Source organism: Acidobacteriota bacterium, from assembly GCA_030697165.1.
Classification (GTDB): Bacteria; Acidobacteriota; Vicinamibacteria; order Vicinamibacterales; family UBA2999; genus 12-FULL-67-14b.
This window is the reverse complement of the sequence record JAUYQQ010000022.1, coordinates 219,327-236,708: the sequence shown is the minus strand read 5'-3', so window position 1 is coordinate 236,708 and position 17,382 is coordinate 219,327. Positions and strand designations below refer to the sequence as shown.

Annotated in this window: 19 protein-coding genes; 7 read left to right on the top strand and 12 right to left on the bottom strand. The window is 68.8% G+C overall.

What is annotated here, in order from left to right:
• Window positions 1–158: 158 nt before the first annotated feature.
• Genes Q8T13_20700 through Q8T13_20690 form a run of 3 tightly spaced genes read right to left on the bottom strand, consistent with a single transcriptional unit; the run spans window position 159 to window position 5,349 of the window.
• Window positions 159–2,918, bottom strand: coding sequence for a trehalose-6-phosphate synthase (locus tag Q8T13_20700; GenBank protein MDP3720190.1), 2,760 nt, complete (start codon window positions 2,916–2,918; stop codon window positions 159–161).
• The gene (locus tag Q8T13_20695) at window positions 2,915–4,084 is read right to left on the bottom strand and encodes a hypothetical protein (protein ID MDP3720189.1); all 1,170 of its coding nucleotides are present in this window, start codon (window positions 4,082–4,084) and stop codon (window positions 2,915–2,917) included. Before Q8T13_20695 ends, Q8T13_20700 begins: the two co-directional genes overlap by 4 nt.
• The gene (locus Q8T13_20690) at window positions 4,081–5,349 is read right to left on the bottom strand and encodes a PDZ domain-containing protein (protein ID MDP3720188.1); all 1,269 of its coding nucleotides are present in this window, start codon (window positions 5,347–5,349) and stop codon (window positions 4,081–4,083) included. The genes Q8T13_20695 and Q8T13_20690 overlap by 4 nt, the downstream gene beginning before the upstream one ends.
• Before the next feature lie 263 nt (window positions 5,350–5,612).
• Between Q8T13_20690 and Q8T13_20685 the strand changes: the two genes are divergently transcribed.
• The 3 genes from Q8T13_20685 to Q8T13_20675 are packed head-to-tail and all read left to right on the top strand — an operon-like array spanning window position 5,613 to window position 7,285.
• Complete coding sequence (locus Q8T13_20685; protein ID MDP3720187.1) at window positions 5,613–6,221, top strand: cytochrome c; 609 nt, start codon at window positions 5,613–5,615, stop codon at window positions 6,219–6,221.
• Window positions 6,222–6,266: 45 nt separating this feature from the next.
• Window positions 6,267–6,458: a hypothetical protein gene (locus Q8T13_20680; protein ID MDP3720186.1), complete on the top strand. Its 192-nt coding sequence runs from the start codon at window positions 6,267–6,269 to the stop codon at window positions 6,456–6,458.
• 44 nt (window positions 6,459–6,502) lie between these two features.
• Window positions 6,503–7,285, top strand: a complete 783-nt coding sequence (locus tag Q8T13_20675; protein MDP3720185.1) for a PRC-barrel domain-containing protein — start codon at window positions 6,503–6,505, stop codon at window positions 7,283–7,285.
• Here Q8T13_20675 and Q8T13_20670 read toward each other — a convergent pair.
• Genes Q8T13_20670 through Q8T13_20660 form a run of 3 tightly spaced genes read right to left on the bottom strand, consistent with a single transcriptional unit; the run spans window position 7,245 to window position 9,273 of the window.
• Window positions 7,245–7,550 carry a hypothetical protein gene (locus Q8T13_20670; protein ID MDP3720184.1) on the bottom strand — a complete coding sequence of 102 codons (306 nt, stop codon included), beginning with the start codon at window positions 7,548–7,550 and terminating at the stop codon, window positions 7,245–7,247. The genes Q8T13_20675 and Q8T13_20670 overlap by 41 nt on opposite strands.
• 8 nt (window positions 7,551–7,558) lie before the next feature.
• Window positions 7,559–8,743 (bottom strand): cytochrome c peroxidase, encoded by a 1,185-nt coding sequence (locus tag Q8T13_20665; GenBank protein ID MDP3720183.1) that lies wholly within the window; start codon window positions 8,741–8,743, stop codon window positions 7,559–7,561.
• Window positions 8,743–9,273, bottom strand: a complete 531-nt coding sequence (locus Q8T13_20660; GenBank protein ID MDP3720182.1) for a FixH family protein — start codon at window positions 9,271–9,273, stop codon at window positions 8,743–8,745. The genes Q8T13_20665 and Q8T13_20660 overlap by 1 nt, the downstream gene beginning before the upstream one ends.
• A 100-nt stretch (window positions 9,274–9,373) precedes the next feature.
• Here Q8T13_20660 and Q8T13_20655 point away from each other — a divergent pair, with 100 nt between their 5' ends.
• Complete coding sequence (locus Q8T13_20655) at window positions 9,374–10,207, top strand: AraC family transcriptional regulator (protein ID MDP3720181.1); 834 nt, start codon at window positions 9,374–9,376, stop codon at window positions 10,205–10,207.
• Between the two features lie 5 nt (window positions 10,208–10,212).
• Here the strand turns inward: Q8T13_20655 and Q8T13_20650 are convergent, their stop codons facing one another.
• Window positions 10,213–11,124, bottom strand: a complete 912-nt coding sequence (locus tag Q8T13_20650) for a LysR family transcriptional regulator (protein MDP3720180.1) — start codon at window positions 11,122–11,124, stop codon at window positions 10,213–10,215.
• Between the two features lie 54 nt (window positions 11,125–11,178).
• On the opposite strand from Q8T13_20650, the gene Q8T13_20645 reads away from it, so the two are divergent.
• Both Q8T13_20645 and Q8T13_20640 read left to right on the top strand, forming a co-directional pair.
• Window positions 11,179–12,627: an MFS transporter gene (locus Q8T13_20645; GenBank protein MDP3720179.1), complete on the top strand. Its 1,449-nt coding sequence runs from the start codon at window positions 11,179–11,181 to the stop codon at window positions 12,625–12,627.
• The gene (locus Q8T13_20640) at window positions 12,617–12,832 is read left to right on the top strand and encodes a hypothetical protein (GenBank protein MDP3720178.1); all 216 of its coding nucleotides are present in this window, start codon (window positions 12,617–12,619) and stop codon (window positions 12,830–12,832) included. Before Q8T13_20645 ends, Q8T13_20640 begins: the two co-directional genes overlap by 11 nt.
• On the opposite strand, the gene Q8T13_20635 is transcribed toward Q8T13_20640, so the two are convergent.
• Window positions 12,833–13,024 (bottom strand): hypothetical protein, encoded by a 192-nt coding sequence (locus tag Q8T13_20635; protein ID MDP3720177.1) that lies wholly within the window; start codon window positions 13,022–13,024, stop codon window positions 12,833–12,835.
• Between the two features lie 30 nt (window positions 13,025–13,054).
• Window positions 13,055–14,320 carry a Na+/H+ antiporter NhaA gene (gene nhaA / locus Q8T13_20630; protein MDP3720176.1) on the bottom strand — a complete coding sequence of 422 codons (1,266 nt, stop codon included), beginning with the start codon at window positions 14,318–14,320 and terminating at the stop codon, window positions 13,055–13,057.
• 236 nt (window positions 14,321–14,556) lie between these two features.
• On the opposite strand from nhaA, the gene Q8T13_20625 reads away from it, so the two are divergent.
• A complete protein-coding gene (locus tag Q8T13_20625) occupies window positions 14,557–16,245 on the top strand; it encodes an alpha/beta-hydrolase family protein (protein ID MDP3720175.1) in 1,689 nt (562 codons plus the stop codon).
• Here Q8T13_20625 and mnhG read toward each other — a convergent pair.
• The 3 genes from mnhG to Q8T13_20610 are packed head-to-tail and all read right to left on the bottom strand — an operon-like array spanning window position 16,242 to window position 17,382.
• Complete coding sequence (mnhG, locus tag Q8T13_20620; protein ID MDP3720174.1) at window positions 16,242–16,634, bottom strand: monovalent cation/H(+) antiporter subunit G; 393 nt, start codon at window positions 16,632–16,634, stop codon at window positions 16,242–16,244. The genes Q8T13_20625 and mnhG overlap by 4 nt on opposite strands.
• Window positions 16,631–16,897 carry a monovalent cation/H+ antiporter complex subunit F gene (locus Q8T13_20615; protein MDP3720173.1) on the bottom strand — a complete coding sequence of 89 codons (267 nt, stop codon included), beginning with the start codon at window positions 16,895–16,897 and terminating at the stop codon, window positions 16,631–16,633. The genes mnhG and Q8T13_20615 overlap by 4 nt, the downstream gene beginning before the upstream one ends.
• Window positions 16,894–17,382 carry a Na+/H+ antiporter subunit E gene (locus Q8T13_20610; GenBank protein MDP3720172.1) on the bottom strand — a complete coding sequence of 163 codons (489 nt, stop codon included), beginning with the start codon at window positions 17,380–17,382 and terminating at the stop codon, window positions 16,894–16,896. The genes Q8T13_20615 and Q8T13_20610 overlap by 4 nt, the downstream gene beginning before the upstream one ends.

The following is a 17,382-nucleotide window of genomic DNA, read 5'->3' as shown; positions in this document are numbered from 1 at the left end:
GCCGAGATACTGGCCAGAATCCATGGCCGACAGCGCGTGACCTTGAAGACGTCGGCTGCGGTGGTCATCCGGGAACAGCGCGGGGCACCGTGATCGACGTCGACGCGTTGGGTCATCCGTTGGCACCCGCCGCGAGCGAATCGTGCGCAATCTGTCCGCTACACCGACGTGTCTTCCCACCCGCGCACTGAGTACAGCAGCGGCTTGGTCCAGATGCTTTCCAGGCCTTCGAGAATGTCGGAGGCCCAGTTGAAGACGTTGCGGCCGGCGACGATCTTGCGCATGGTGTGCATGCGGCGCGCCTGTTCGTCGGGCGCCATCTCGATGGCCTGTTGCAGCGCGGCGGCGAACGCGGTGACGTCGTACGGATTGATGATCACCGCGTCTTCGAGTTCCTGCGCCGCGCCCGCCAGCGCGCTCAATACCAGCACGCCCTGCTCGTCGTCTCGCGCCGCGACGAATTCCTTCGCGACCAGGTTCATGCCGTCGTGCAGCGAGCTGACGATGCAGAAGTGCGCGAGGCGGTAGAGCGCCACCAGGCTGAAGGCGCCGAGCGGCGTGGTGTAGTACGTCACCACCGGCGGGCGGCCGGGCATGGCATACCGGGCATTGAGCTCGGCGATCCGCTCGCCGATCTCGGTTTCGATCGCCGCGTAGCTGTCGAGATCCGAGCGTGACGGCACGCCGATCTGCACGAACGTGACGCGGCCGCGCAAGTCGGGCCGCTGGGCCATCAACGCGTCGATCGCGCTCAACCGCTCGGGAATGCCCTTCGTGTAGTCGAGCCGGTCCACGCCAAGGCCGATGATCTCGGCGCGCAAGCCGAGTAGTTCGATCAGTCGCTCCTGCTCTTTCGCCAGCGCAGCGTCGGCCGCGAAGCCCTGGATGCGGTCGTAGTCCACGCCGATCGGCACCGACACCACCGTCGTGGTGCGCCCGTTCAGCCGCACGCGCGACGATTCGAGCTCCACTTCGGCGTCGAGCTCTTCCTCGGCAGCCAGCAGGAAATTGCGGCGGTCGCGCTCGACCTGGAACGCCAGCAGATCGTTGGCCAGCAGCCCCGCCACCAGCTCGCGCCGCCAGGGGCAAATCCGCAGCCGATCCGGATACGGCCACGGGATGTGCCAGAACAGCGCCGTCCGGGTCTCGGGCCGCAACTGCCGCAACGCCGGCGCGACCAGTGCCAGGTGATAGTCCTGGATGAACACCGGCGATTCCGTGGCCCCGAGTTCCGAATCGATCGCCTTGGCAAACCGCGTGTTGATGTCCTGGTAGGCCTCCCAGTCCTCGCTGCGGAACTTCGGCCGCACGTCCACGACGTGGCAGAGCGGCCACAGGCCTTCGTTCGCGAACCCGCCGTAATACTGCGAGAACGTCGGCTCCTCGAGCCACAAGCGGCGCAGCGTGTACGAGGGATTCTCCGGCGGGACCGCGACCTTGTCGGACGCGTCCACGACCTGCCGATCGGCCGAGCCCCCGCCATGGGCAATCCACACGCCGCCGCGCTCGCGCATCAACGCGTCAAGGGCCACCGCCACGCCGCCGGTCGCGGCGCTGACCGTCACGCTGCCGTCGGCCGCCTGGTTGTGGATGTACGGCTCGCGATTCGAGACCACCACCAGGGGCCGCGGCGAGTGGGCGTCGAGTTCGCCGGCCTTGGTCAGGCCGCGCCGGAACAGCAGCGGCCCGATCAGCTCGTGGATGGCGATCGAACCGACCAGCAGCAACTGCAGTTGATGGCCCCAGCCCGGGAACTCGGCGGCAATCACCGCCGCGAAGCCCAGCGTGATGCCCGCCTGCGACACCAACCCGGTCCAGGCGTACTTGCGGATGGGGTCTGGCAAACCCGAGACCTTCGCGCCGACGTTGGCGCCGATGCGGATAAAGCCGATTCGCACCACCGACAGCGCGACCGCCGCCAGGCCGATCGCCGAGAGCGCGTCGAGGCGCAGCGAGGCGCCGACCGCGACAAAGAACACCACCAGCACCGGCGGCGCGCCGCGGCGCACTGCCGCGCGCAACGTGTCGCCCTGCGCCACCGCCAGGTTCTCGATCACGATGCCGGCGGCCACCGCCGCCAGCAGCGGCTGCAGTTGCTGGGTCGTGCCCACCTGGCTGAGCAGGGCGCAGACCGCCAGCAGCACCAGCGTGATCTCGCGGCCGATGTAGCGCAGGTACAGCGCAAACATGACGCCGACCAGGACACCGAATGCGACCGCACCGCCAATCTCCCAGGCGAGCCGCGCCAGCATCTCGGCCCCTTGCCAGCCGCCGCCGTCAAAGACGACGCGCGCCACCTGCATGGAGACGGCGAACACGACCAGCAGCACCAGGTCGGCGAGCACGACCATGGCCAGCACCGTGTCGCTGAGGCGGCCGCGCGCGCCCGAATCGGCCACGACCGCGGCCGTCATCGTCGGCGAGAACGACACCACGATCACGGTCATCAGGGCGAGCATGGCCAGCAGCTCGACGCCCGAGGCATAGGGCGCGACCGGCAGCCACCGCCACACCAGCCAGCCGACCACCGCCAGGCCGGCCATGGCCACGGCCAGCGTCGTCAGCGTCATTCGCACGATCGCGCCAATGCGCGAGCCGAGCCGCTCGACGCTCAACGTCAGGCCGGCAATGAGCGCGATCAACGTCGTGGCGATGCCCGTGAACACCTGCAGTTGCGCGGCCATCGGCGCCGTGATCAGGTTGCTGACGTAGGGCCCGACGATCACGCCGAACAGCAGGTAGCCGGTCAGCCGGGGCAGCTGGAACCGGCGCAACGCCTCGCCGGTGATGAGCGCGCCCATCAGGGCAAAGCCAAGGGCCAGCGGGGTCGCCGCGGCCACAGACGTGCGCTCGCCGCCCAGTTCGCGCACCGCGACCATCGCCGCGATCGCCAGCGCCAGCGCCAAGAGCGGCTTCACGCGCGCCCCCGCGTGCGCATGGCCACAGCCACCAGTTCCGAGCCGATGGTGCCCACGACCACCGCCGCCAGCGCCACCGAGGCATCGGCGCCAATCACGCTGACCGCGTTCAACGCGAAGGCCACGCCGAACACGCCCGGCGGCAGCAGTTGCACACCGAGATCGGCGGGCGCGTTGGCGCCGGCGACCCGCCGGGCCAGCGCGCTGCCGGCCAGTTGTGCGATGACCCGGATCAGCAGGTAGCCGGCGCCAAGGACCCAGGCGCCCGGCGACAGCTCGGCGCGCGCGCCGGCAAGCAGCAGCACCAGCACCAGCAGCGGATGCTGCACAAACAGTACATCGCGGCGAATGGTCTCGCGCGGTTGCCGGCCGGCCATGCGCCAGAACACGCCGGCGACGAGGCCGCCAAACAGCGCCGACAACGACAACGCGTCAGCGACGCCGCCCACCAGCAGCAGCGCCGACACCGCGAACACGCGCTCCTCGGTCTCGGTCGATGCCTTGCTCAGCAGCAGCCACGCAGCGGCGGCCAGCATCACGGTGACGCCCGACGACAGCGTAACCAGCAAGAGGGTTTCGGGAGTGGTGCCCACGCGGATCCAGGCGAGGGCCACCCCGCCGATCGCGATCGGGAGCAGCACGCCGAATTCCTGGATGCGGGCGGCCGGCGGGCGCGGCTCCAGCGGATCGCCCGAGGGCAGCGTCAACGACGTCGCCGCGCAAATGCCCGCCACCACCACGATGGTCCAGAACGCGCGCGGCTCGAGCGGCCACGCCAGCAGCGAGAGCGCGGCGATCCCGCCCGACACGAGCAGCATGGTGACCAGCGAATGCAGCCCTGCCGCGGCCAGCAGCCGGCGTTCGCCGGGGCGATGGTCGCCCAGGCCGAGGCCAACCAGGACGCCGAGCGCCGCAAGCGCGACCGGCACCACCGGATCGAGCAGCGGCATGGACGGCGACAGCATGCTGATCCCGCGGGGACCAAGCCCGATGCCGAGCAGCAGCAGGACCGCGACCGGCGCGGACTTGCCCGACCACCCCAGGATCTGGCGCCAGCCTTGCGGCGGCGGGCTGCCGGGCTCTTCGTGCAGGTCCGGCTGGTCGTCCTCGGGATAGTCGCGGAGGCCGAGCAAGTCGAACGAATCGCCGCCGGATCGGTAGCTCATCGCGCGAGGGCCGCCACGAAATGCGCGTCGCCGCGCGTCACGGCAATCAGCACGCGCTGGCCTTCGGTGGTGAGGTTGAAGGCGCGCACCACCGCGGCGGGCGATGGGGCCTGGACGTTGGCGATCAGGGTGATCACGTCGCCCACCGCCAGCCCGGCGCGGTCGGCCACCGACCCGCGATCGACTCGCACCACTTCCGCGCCGCCCCTGGGCGACGCCCGAAGCGCGAGGCCGAGGAGAGGACTCACCGGCGTTGGCGAGGGCGCCGCTGCGACCAGCGCGACCTCCTGCAGTTCGCCACCACGCCGGACGCGAAGACCGAGCGTCTCGCCCGCCGACAGGCGGGCCACCCGCACGCGCCAATGCCGAAGGGTCGGCAACGGGACGCCGCCGACCGACTCGATCACGTCGCCGACGCGCAGTTGGCCTTCGCCCGGGCCGGCGGCGTCAACCGCCGTCACCACGACGCCGCCGCTTGCCTTGGTCAACGCGGCAATCGGTGGCGTCAGCGCCTGCACCTCGACACCGACAATCCCGCCGGCGCCAGGCGGCGCCGAGAGCAACCGCTCCGCCTCGGCGAGTACCAGCGCGATCGGCACGATCATCGCCTCGCCGTCGAGGGCCACGACCAGGCCTGCCAGTTCCGCGTCGGTGGTAAACAACCACGAGCCCGGCACGAGTGGAGTGCCCGTCGGCGCCGTCCACAACGGCTCCGCCCAGAGCGGCGTCTCGATCGTGGTTAGGGACCCGACGAACACCGGGTACAGCGAGACGCCGGCGGCGTTCGTGCGAGTGGCAAAGAAATAGCGCGGCTGCGGAAGACGTCGCGGCGTCCACGGCAACGGCAGCGACATGCTCGCCGCGGCCATCGAGCTGGCGATGGCCAGGCCCGACGCGGAATCGTGCGCCATCACGGTCGCGTCCTTGCGCGGCCCCGCTGGGGCGGCCGGCGCCAGGTGCGACACGACGAAGTCGTCTCGGAGCTTGATCGCGACGCTTCGCGGCGCCGGGACCGGCGCGTCGAGGACGAGCAGCGACGGCTGCACCCGCGACTGGATCTGCGCGAGCTGCCCGGCGAGATCGTCGTAGCGCGGCGGGCTCGCCAATTGACTGAACACCGCCGGGATCGGATTTGGCGCGTCGGGCAGGCCCTGGAACCTGACCCGCGCCAGCAACCACAGCACGGCGATCGCGACCGCGGCTGCCGTCAGCAGTAATCGGGTCTCGCGCGATACCTTGGGCCGATACGGACGTGCTGGCTGCATGTTGTGGCGCTATCTCGTCAATTGGACGAGGCAACCTCAATTGTATGCGCGGCGCTTCCTCGACCCGCAGACGGCCAGCGGTCACCACGCATGAGGTAGAGTCAGTCGCGGACTAAAATGGGATACGTCATGTGGCGCTGCCTGCTTGGGGTTGGCCTCCTCCTCCTGCCCGCACCGTTGGCCGGTGCGGTCTCACCGGCCGGCGCTGATCAAGGCGAGGTGGTCGAGGCGGGCCGCGAGGTTTACCTGCGGACCTGCGCCTCGTGCCACGGCGCGGCCGCCACGGGCTACGGGCCGGCGGCGACCACACTGCGGCAGCGGCCAACGGACCTTCCGGGCTGTCGGATCGAACCCGCCCCTTCCGTCGCGACAGTGTTCGTGCCGTCATCACCGGCTCCCTTCGCCTGAAGCCGACACAGGGGAACGACGAGATGCCGCACTGGCGGGGTTCGCTCGACGGCCCGACGGTTGGTGGCCGCGTGACCGAACTGGACGCACTGTTGGCGTACCTCGAGACGATCCAGCGCGAGCCATACGGCGTGGACGCGGGAATCTCGGTCGCAGCGCGGGCGCGCGCCGGGGCGCCGTTGTTCGCCACGTACTGCGCCGGCTGCCACGGTCCAGATGGTCGCGGCGTGTCAGCGCCCGGCTCGGCCCCGCCCAGCCCTCTACCCGATCTCACGACGGTGGCGTCGCGCCACGGCGGCAACCTCGACGTCGGCCGGCTCTACGAGTGGATCGCGCGCGGCCGCCACGAGGGCGGCATGCCGGCGTGGGACAGCGCCTTTCGCAAGGCGGGATGGCCCGCCGTCATGACCACGGCGAACATCGAGGCCCTCGCCCGCTACGTGGAATCAATCCAGCGGCAATAGCTCAGGCGGACGCAAAGCCAGCACGGCTCTTGCATCGGCATCATCATGCCGAATCCACAACCGACCGGGTTGCTCGCGCAAGTCCCCGATCAACCGAATGACCTGCCCACGCCCGATCCGGGCGAGCGAACACCGGACACCGACGAGGTACCGGCGACGCCCCCGACTGAGCCGGAGCCTGTGCCGATCGAGGATCCGCGTCCCGACACACAGCCACCGGGGCCGTATGTGGTGTGACCGCTGATCCGGATCAGGATGAGAAATTCCCAAAAGGAGTAGCCATGGTTCGCAGTGTCAGGAATCTGCAGAAGCTCGAGATCGCCGCCACCGACGGCCCCATCGGCTCGGTCGCCGACGTTCTCTTCGACGATGACCGATGGGTCGTCCGCTACCTCGTCGTTGATACCGGCAGCTGGCTGCCTGGTCGCCGCGTGCTGATCTCGCCGAACTCGGTCGTGCAGACCGAGTGGGACGCGCAGCGGCTGGTGCTGGCGATCTCACGCGACCAGGTCCAGCACAGTCCCCATGTTGACACCCACAAGCCGGTGTCGCGCCAGCATGAGGTGGACCACCTGAACTACTACGGCTACCCCCACTACTGGGTCAGTCCGGAGGTGTGGGCGCCGGTCACCCTCCCGGACGCAACCCCGAACAACGCCGGGACGCCCGATGACCCGCACCTGCGCAGCGCCGCCGAAGTGTTTGGGTATGCGATCCGCGCCACTGACGGCGAGCTCGGCCATGTCGATGACCTGCTGCTCGAGGACGTGAGCTGGGCAGTTCGCTATCTCGTCGTCGATACCAGCAACTGGTGGTTTGGCCGGCACGTGCTGATGGCGCCCGAATGGATCTCGGACATCAACTGGCCCGAGCGCCATGTTGCGGTGGACCTGACGCGCGAGGCGGTCAAGGACTCCCCGCCGTACGATCGCGCCAGGCATACCGACCGGCAGTGGGAAGCGGCCTACTACGAACGGCTGGGGCGGCCCGGGTACTGGCTGACGCCGAACCAGGTGCGCAGGATCAAGCGCGCCCAGGAGCACCTGCGACCGCCGACGCGTTGAAGGCCATCAAACGGCCCGTCCGCACATGACGGACCACCACCGCCTCGATGGAGTGCACGCCGTCCACACACACCACCTCGGCGCCGGTGAGAACCGTGAGCTGGCGCGGGGCCACCATTCCCGCGCGGCGGATCGCCTGGCGAAGCCGCCGCGCGAGCCCCAGCCGTTCTAGTCGAATCACCACCAGCACCCGCAGGCCTCGGCGGATCGCATCGAGCGTCGCGGCCATGGCCGCCGCGTTCCCGCCGACGATGACGATGTCCACCGACCGCGTCATCGCGCCGGGCCTGCCAGGGTGACGCCATTCACGATGGTCGGCCCGGTCAGTGCGTGAAGAAACGCCTCCAGTTGCTTGAGTTCCCGGGCCTTCAGGCGCAGTGGCTGAAGCTCGGAGTGCCCCGCCGGTGCCGCCGGCGCGCGATTGTAGTGGTCGAGCACCTGCTCGAGCGTCGCGAACTGGCCCGCGTTCATGTAGGGCGCACGCCCGGCGACGTTGCGCAGCGACGGTACCTTGTACGCGCGCTGCTGACCATGATCGTTGGTGATCAGGACGTCGAGTTCCACACAGCTCTCCTTCGCATCGCTCCAGCGGCTGCGGCAGTTGAACTCGTCGTTCAGCACCGCGGTGGCGCCGGCGAAGCGGCCGGCGTCCGCCGGCACGCCGGCGCGCCGGGGGACGCCGGTGTTGTGGAACTCGTTGTTCGTCAGCAGCGGTCCGTTATGGCACTGGGTGCAGTTTCCCTTGCCCATGAACAGCTTGAGTCCGGCGACCTCGTCGTCCGTCAGGATGCCGTCCGCCGGCAGGCGATTCCCGATCGCTTCGACATAGCGATCGAACCGCGAGGGCCCGAACTCGATTCGCCGTTCATACGCCGCGATGGCCTTGCCGATGTTGACGAACACCCCGGTGACGGCGTCTGGCCCTGAAGCAAAGTCTGGCAGCGGGCCGAACAGGTCTTCGTACTCAGCGCGGTAGTGCTCGGCGACCACGCGCGCGTACTGGGCGCGCGTGCCGCCGTGTTCGACCGGGCTCTCGAGTGGCCCAAGGGCTTGCGCCCACAGGCTGTCCTTGCGTCCATCCCAGAACAGGAACGGCGCACGCGAGGTCGCGGCGATCGGCATCGTCCGCCGGTCGGTCACGCCAACGCCTCGCGCCAGGGCAATACCATCCTGGAAGTCGCGATGTGGTTGATGGCAGGTGCCACACGCCACCTTGCCGTCGGCGCTGAGGCGCGTGTCGAAGAACAGGCGCTCGCCGAGCCGGGCCGCGCGCGGGTCGTCCGCGACCCGGTTGGTCGGATCGGCCGGGACCGGCTCGAGCGCGCCGAGCGAGAGGGAGCGCAGCTCGTCGAGCTGCGCCGGGGCCCACCCGTCAGCACCCGACGAGGTGGCGGCCACCGTGACGCCGAGCAGCATGAGCGCGCTCAGCACGATGAAGCGATTGGCAGCGTTCCCCATCACAGGCTCAAGTTGAACGTGACGGTGTCAGCGCCGCGCTCGGAGGTGATGGTGACCTTGAACTCCCACCAGCCGCCCATGTTGAAGCGCACGCCCTCGACCTCGTAGGCGCCCTCGCCGAGGACGCGGGTCATGCGCGGCCGCGTCGGCAGGCCATGGCCGTGCTCGGGCATGCCGCCGTCAATGGCCAGGGTGGCGCCGTCCACGGCCCGGCCGTCGGCGTCCACGATGCCGACGCGAACGGTCTGCAGCCGGCGCGTGCGCAGCTGGGTCTCGGTCTCGAGTGTGGCGATGTAGAGGCGGTTGGCCGAGGCGCGCGGTCCAAGGCCGAACTCGGTCGCGGCGGGACGCTTGGCCCCCGTCCCGTGGAGCAGCCTCATGGCCGATCCGCACGCCGTGAGACTGACCAGGGCGGCCATAATCACCACGACTGAGGTGATTCGCCGTGCGCGAGACCGGTCGTCACGCCGCAGGGTCTTCATCAGGTGCGTCAGCTGCGGGTTGTCCGAACTAAGCTGTAGGGTCGTCATCAGAGGCTCCAGTTGTGCGTGGCTGGCGGGTATCGCCGGCAACGGTCCTGAAGATAGCGACCACGACCCGTTGACCGATTGAACCAGGAGACCGAAGTTCTTGAATAAACCTGCTGCCGGCGGGACTGATCGCGAGACCCGGTGGGCGGAGACGCCGCACTGGTACCTGTGGGATGGCGGCTACCTCCTGGTCGGCCGCGGCGAGGGCGTGGTTCCGCCGCACGCCCACCATGCCATCCAGGTCGGCATCGCCATTGACGGCGAGGTGGAGCTCCAGGGCGAGCGCGGCGAGTGGCGCCGCGGGAGCGGGTTCATCGTCCGGGCCGACGCCGTTCACTCGTACAAGCCGTGCGGAGCGCTCGGCGCAATGATCTTTGTCGATCCGGAGTCAGCCGAGGGCGCGTGGCTCAGTAGTTCGTTGCGAGACGACATTACGCCGGTGCCCGAGGCGCGTCGCGTGGTCTGCGTCCGGGAACTCAAGCGGCATCTCGACCAGCCGTTCGAGAGCCTGGGCATTCCCGAGCTGATCAGGCACTGCGTGCAGGCGCTTTGTCCGGGTGTGCCGCCGAGCCGCCGGCTGGATGAGCGGGTCACCCGGGTGCTGGCATCCATCCGCGGCTCAGACGAGCTGCGGATCTCGATCGAGGAGGCCGCGGCCATGGCGTTTCTCTCGCCCAGCCGCTTCGCGCACCTGTTCAAGCAGCAGGTGGGTTTGCCGTTCAGGCGCTACATGCTGTGGCGCAAGTTGACCCGCGCCATGCTGGTCATTGGCCGCGGACAGACCATCTCCACCGCCGCCCACGAGGCGGACTTCTCGGACGCGGCCCACCTTACGCGGACCTTTTATCAGATGGTCGGCCTGGCGCCGTCGCTGCTGATGCGCGGCCGGTTCTTCGAGATCGCCCCGCCCTTCGAAATCCCTGAGAATAGCTGACTGCCTTAAGCCCGGCGCTTCGGCAGCCCCTCGGCACAGACTTCATGACAGCGTGCGCGAAGCCATTGATGCACCGGGTCAGCCTGCATGCGCGGATGCCATAGCAGCGAAACCGTGAACGGCGGCATGGCGAACGGCAGGGCGAACGTCCACATGCCCGAGCGCAGGTTGCCGGTGTGCCGCTCGGGGACGGTCGCGATCAGATCGGTGTCGCGCGCGAGCGCCAGGGCGGTCCCGAACCCGCTGACCGTGGTGGCGATCCGCCGTTCAATGCCCAGCGGCTCCAGGACCTCGTCAACCCGGGTCTGACCAAAGCCGCTGCGCGCGATCAGGATGTGTTCACCGGCCGCATACCGCGAGGCCGTGACCTTGCCCTTCGACAGGGCATGACCCTTGCGCACGACCCCGACATAGCGATCGCGGAATAGCGGGGATTCGCGGAGTTCCGGGCTGGTGTCTTGATCAACGACGGCGGTCTCGAGGTCGACCGTCCCCTCACGAAGCGCCGCGCTGTCTCGCGTCAGTTTCGCCACGAACTGGAGCTGGACACCGGGCGCCTCCCGGGCGAGCCCCGCCAGCAGGCGCGCCCCGAAATTCTCGACAAACCCCTCCCGCGACCGGATCGTGAAGGTCCGCGCGACGATCTTGAGGTCCGGCGCCGCGGCCGGTCGCAGCAGCCCTTCGGCCTCCTGGACGACCGCCGCGGTGCGTGCCTTCAGTTCCATGGCCCGCGGCGTCGGCACCAGCCCACGACCCGCCCTGACCAGCAACGGATCGCCGGTCGCCTCTCGGACGCGCGCCAGCGCGCGGCTCATCGCCGACGGACTCAGCTGCAGGCGCTCGGCGGCGCGGACGACGCTGCCTTCGCTCAGGACCACGTTCAGGATCACCAGCAAGTTGAGGTCGGGCGTGGACATCCGGGAACCATGACACGGCTCTGTCATGGCGTCAAACGCACGAATACAATGCAAATGCTGCGTCTTCCGCCATGGACCAACGGCGGCTACTGTGACGGCATGTCGCTGCCCTTTGCCTTCGGTCACCCGGCCGCTGCCAGCCAACGAACCACCAGTTGGCCTCTCGCGGCGCTGTCCCTGGTGATGTTGATGCCGTCGCTCGATACCAGCATCGCCAACGCCGGCCTGCCGGCGCTGGCGCAGGCGCTCGGCGCGTCATTCCAGCAAGCGCAATGGATCGTGCTCTCTTACTTGCTGGCGATCACGACGGTGATTGTCTCCGCCGGACGGCTGGGCGACATGATTGGCCGCCGCTCGCTGTTGCTCGCCGCCATCGTGGGGTTCACGCTGGCCTCGCTGCTGTGCGGCCTGGCGACCTCGCTGTGGATGCTGCTCGCCGCCCGGGCGACCCAGGGCATTGCCGCGGCCGCCATGATGGCCATGGCCATCGCGCTGGTGGGCGACGCCGTTCCCGCCGCGAACACGGGCCGGGCGATGGGACTGCTGGGATCGATGTCGGCGATCGGCACTGGCCTGGGGCCGTCTCTCGGCGGCATCCTGATCGCCACGTTCGGATGGCGGTCGATCTTCCTGGTCAACCTGCCCGCCGGCATCATCGCCTTTGAGCTGGTGCGCCGGCAGGTGGCCGGCGACGGGCAGAGCCGGCCGGCCCGCGGCCAGCGCTTCGATCTCGCCGGGACGGTGCTGCTCGCTATCACGCTCGGCGCCTATGCGCTGTCGGCCACGCTGGCTTCGACCATGGTCGGCGGCCTCACCACGGCCCTGCTGCTGATGTCGCTGCTGGCAGGGGGCGCCTTCTACGTCGTCGAAGCGCGAACGGACTCCCCCCTGATTCGACTCTCGACCCTCCGCAACCGGGTTGTCAGGAGCGGCCTGGTGATGACCGCGCTCGTCTCGACGGTGATGATGACCACGCTCGTCGTCGGCCCCTTCTACCTGTCCCGTGTCTTCGGCCTGGATCCGCTGACGGCCGGCTTCGCGCTTTCAGCCGGGCCGGTCGTCTCGGCCCTGACGGGCGTGCCGGCGGGCCGGCTGGTGGACCGGTTCGGCGCGCACCACATGGCGGTGCTCGGCCTGATCGGGATTGCCGTGGGCGCGATCGGCCTGGTCACGCTGCCCTCAACGCTCGGCCTCGTCGGCTACCTGGGCCCGATCGCGCTGATGACCTCCAGTTACGCCACCTTTCAGGCCGCCAACAACACCGCCATCATGTCCGGCATGGCCGGCGATCATCGCGGGGTGGTCGCGGGCTTGCTCAGCCTGTCGCGCAATCTCGGATTGATTACCGGCGCTGCCGTCATGGGCGCCGTGTTTGCGGCCAACCTTGCCGCGAATGACCCGATGACGGCGGCACCCGCGGCTGTCGCGGCGGCGATGCGGGTCACCTTCGCGATTGCCGCGGCCGTCATCGGTGTCGCCCTCGTTGCGGCTTATGAAGCGTGATTACGGCTTCAGGCACGTGATCGATAGCGCCAACGACCACGCCTTCAAGCAGTTCCGTCTCTCCCGTTTCGGCCTGGTCGTGGCCCTGGTGAGCCTGGGCTTCGTCGTCCTCACCTTCCTGCTGTCGCTCTGGCTCGACCGCGCCCGACGCGGTGGATGCGCGGACCGACATCTACGCGCTTGGTGCCGTCGGATGGCGGCGTGACTACACTTTAGGGTTCGAATTCTTCGCCTTCCAGAACTCGAGAACGACCCCCAGCACCACGAGCACAATCCCGGCGCCGCCGATATAGGGCACCGTCCATTCGATCCGCCGAGTCAGTTCGGCACCCAGCCAGAGGGACGCGGCCGCAACGATCAGCACAATACCCAGGTACATCGATCGGTTCTCAGGCATGCCATCCTCCTTGACGTGTCGACGGGGCCGTCACGTGCGTGGTCTTCCGGGTCGGGCCAGGACGATCGCCAAGATAGCCGCACCCATGATCGCGCTGGCCACCGACCCGGCGAGAGTGCCGACCTTGCCGGCCGACTCCAGCGCGGCGAACTCGCCGACCGGAAACGAGAGCGTATTGAGGAACAGGGCCATGGTGAAGCCAATGCCCGCGAGGCAAGCGCCGCCCGCCAGCATGCCCCAGGTCACCCCCTCGGGCAGGTCGGTCACGCGCAGGCGAATCGCGACCGCGCAGAGCAGGAGAATGCCGACCGGTTTCCCGACAGCCAGCGCGACGGCGACCGCGACCGCGACCGGCTCACCCAGGCTCGACGGGGTGAGCGTGACGCCGGCGTTCGCGAGGGCAAACACCGGCATGATCACAAACGCCACCCAGGGATGCAGGCCGTGTTCGAGACGGTGCAGGGGCGAGACCGACTCGTGCGCCGCGAACCGCGCCGTTCCGGCGACCGCGGGATCCGCGTGTGGCGCTTCCCCGCTTCCGGTTGCGCGTTGCCAGCTCGCCTGCAAGACGTCCGCAAGCGTCTGCGCACCGATCCAGGCTGTTGACGGTGTCAGCAGGCCGAGCAGCACCCCCGCGACCGTGGGGTGAACGCCCGACTGCAGGAACGCGAGCCAGATGAACGCGCCGACTGCCACGTAGACACCCACCGCGCGGACGCCGATGCGCTGGAACGCCACGATGATGGCAAACGCGAGTGCCGCCGCGCCAAGCCAGCTCCAGGCGATCGTCTCGGTAAACACGAAGGCGATGATCAGCACGGCCACCAGGTCATCGACGATGGCCAGCGACAACAACAGGATCTTCAAGCCGAGCGGCACCCGCTGTCCGAACAGCGCGAGAAAGCCGACGACGAACGCGATGTCGGTGGCCATCGGGATCGCCCATCCCCGCTGCCCCGGTTCACCCCACTGCAGCGCGAGGTAGATGCCGGCCGGCAGCATGACGCCGCCCAGGGCGGCAAAGACCGGCAGCAGCGCCTTGCGGGGATCACGCAGTTCTCCGTGCACCAGTTCGCGTTTCAACTCCAGCCCGACGACGAAGAAGAACAGGGTCATCAGGCCGTCGTTGACGATCAGGTGCCCGACGTCCCCGGACACCGTGAACGATCCGAGCCCCAGCGACACCGGTGTCTTCCACAGGCCGGCAAACCACCCCGCCAGCGGGGAGTTGGCCAGCGTGAGGGCCACGGCGGTACAGAGCAGCAGCACGATGCCGCTCGCCGACTGAATGTGCATGAACCGCGTGAGCGGCGCCAGCCAGCGATCGACGGAGGCCTCAGGAAGGGAGAGCGATGGGTCCGATGGCGAAGCGTTCAGAGCGATCCTCCTGGTCTCGCGACCATGAGGATGGCGGCCCGACCATCCATGTCCTGCGGCGAACGACGCCGCACCCCGGTGAATGTGGCGTTTAGTATAAAGCAGGAGCGACCAAGCCGGTGCACACCGTCATCGGCGCAGAGGCTGCCCCAGTTATGATTTCAGGCGTGTTCCTGGCACGGACAACACCCTGGTTGCAGGCCGTGTGGCAGTCGATGTCGGTCGTCGGCCTGTCGCTCGGCACCTTGTTCCTCGCGTACTCGTTGACGCCGAGCCTGCTCCCCAGGCCTGTGGTGTTCCAGGGCGTGGTCTCGGGCCTGTCGCTCGCGGCCGGTTACGCACTCGGCGTGTGCGGGGTTGGGCTCTGGTCGTATCTCGAGCTGCCCCTGCTGGATCCGCGACGCCATCGCCGGTTGACGCAAGCCGCGACCGCAGTCAGCGTGACCATCGCGATCGTGTTCCTCTGGCAGGCATCCGAGTGGCAGAACTCCGTCCGTCGCCTGATGTTGCTTCCCGACGAGGACGGTGTTCGGCCGTTGAGCGTCGCGGCGATCGTGGGTCTCGTGTTCGGCGCGCTCGCCGGCGTCGCGTGGGCTTTCAAACGCACCTTCACGTATCTCTCGGTCCGGCTGCGGCACGTGTTCCCCAGGCGCGTCGCGAACGTGCTGGGCGCAGTCGCCGCCGTGGCCGTCTTCTGGGTCGTGGCCGAGGGCGTGTTCTTCAGGACCGCGCTCGGACTGGCCGACAGCATCTCGCAGCAGGTGGACGGGGCGATTCCGCCTGAGGCGGCGCCGCCCGCGGAGGCGGCACGCACTGGCAGCACCGCGTCCCTCATTGCCTGGGAAGACCTGGGACACCAGGGTCGAGCGTTCGTATCGTCGGGACCAACGGCGGACCAGCTGCACGCGTTCTTCGGAGAACCGACGCTCACGCCGCTGCGGGTGTACGTGGGCCTGAATGCGGCCGACACGCCGGAGGCGCGCGCGCAACTGGCCCTCCGCGAACTCCAGCGTGTCGGAGGCTTCAAGCGATCGGTCCTGCTCCTGGTCACACCGACCGGCACCGGGTGGGTAGACCCGGCGGCGCTGACGCCGGTCGAGTATCTCCACCGGGGTAACATCGCGAGTGTCGCGATGCAGTACTCGTACTTGCCGAGTGTGCTGGCCCTGCCGACCGACGGCGCATACGGCGCCGAAAGCGCGCGCGCGCTGTTTCGAGCGGTCTACGGACACTGGACGCAGCTGCCCAGGGAAACACGACCCAAGCTGTATCTCTACGGCGTCAGCCTGGGCGCGCTCAACGCCGAGCGGTCGTTCGATGCCTACGACATCGTCGCCGACCCTTTTCAGGGGGCTCTGCTGACGGGCCTTCCGTTCCGAAGCGCGCTCTGGCAGACCATCGTCGATGGCCGCACCCCCGGTTCTCCCGCGTGGCTGCCACGCTATCGGGAGGGATCGGTGATCCGATTCATGAACCAGGACGGCGGCCTCGAGCGGGGTGACGCCGAGTGGGGACCGTTCCGCATCGCGGTGCTGCAATACGCCAGTGACCCCATGACGTTCTTCAGCACCTCGACCCTGTACCGCCGCCCGGCGTGGTTGGCGGAGCCAAGGGCCCGGGATGTGTCGTCCGCGCTGCGATGGTACCCGGTGGTGACGACGCTGCAGCTGGCGGCCGACATGGCCGTCGCGAATACCGCGCCGGCCGGCTTCGGCCACAACTTTGCCGGGGTGCACTACGCGAGCGCCTGGCTCGCCCTGATGGAGCCGGCGGGCTGGAGCCCGCCAGACATCGAGCGCCTGAATGACCTGTTGAGTAGCCGCGACCTCGACACGGCCCGCTAGCGTGATGGCCGGTTCTGAGAAGCCGGTTCGCCCGGTGCGGTCGTAATCCCCTCGCCGTGTGCCGCCTGGTCAGCGGCCCGGCGCTCGTCGAGCACGGTGCCTTCCCACAGCGGCACCTCGGCGAGGTACGACGCGCGAGCGATCACATGCGCCGACACGGAATTGGTGAGGAAGATGAACGCGCCAATGCTGGCGGCGCGGATCAGCGACGCCAGGTCGCCCAACTGCAGCGCCGCGCCAATCAGCAGGCAGCCCAGGCCGAGCGTTGACGCTTTCGTGGACGCCTGCATCCGCGTGAACACGTCGGGCATGCGCAACAGGCCCAGGGCCGCGAGCAGGCCGAACAACGCACCCAGCAGCCACATCGCCGCGGTCAGCAGATCGATCATTCCGGGTGCCCTCGCTCCACGTACGTCGCATAGGCCACGGTCGCCACGAACCCAATCAGCGCGATGACGATCGCCGCATCGAGGGTGGCGCGCACGCCGGTCGAACCGGCGAGGACCACGATCACACCGACGACGAGTATTCCCAGCAGGTCCATCGCGACGACGCGATCGGGGAGCGATGGCCCCTTGATCAGCCGCGCCACCGTCATCAGGATGGCAAGGCCGAGGGCCGTGAGCACCAGCGGCGCAACCGTCTCAATCATGGGTCCTCCGGCGATCGTTCGAACAGCAGCTTGACGCGCCGTTCGAAGCCGCTCTTGATCTCGTGCCGGCTGGCCTCGACGCTGGTCATGTGCATGACGTGCACGTACAGCGTGCGCCGGTCCTCTGACAGATCGATCGTGACGCTGCCCGGCGTGATGTTGATCAACATCGACAGCAGCAGGATCTCGTTGTCGCTCGTCACATCCAGCGGGACCCCGATCACGGCCGGCCGGATCGCCGTGTGTGGCCGCAGGACGTCGATGGCCACCTTCACGTTGGCCACCACCAGCTCGCGGACAAAGAACACCGCGAGCCCGGCGGCGTGCCTCGTCCGCGCCGCCAGGGTTGGCGGCAGCACCCGCCCTTTGGCCAGCAGGGCAAGGATGGCGTAGCCCAGGAGGTAGCCCGTGATCAGGTTCCCGAGGGTGATCTCCCCTTGCAGCGCCGCCCAGGCCAGTGCCAGGAGAATGCAGCCGAGCAGCAT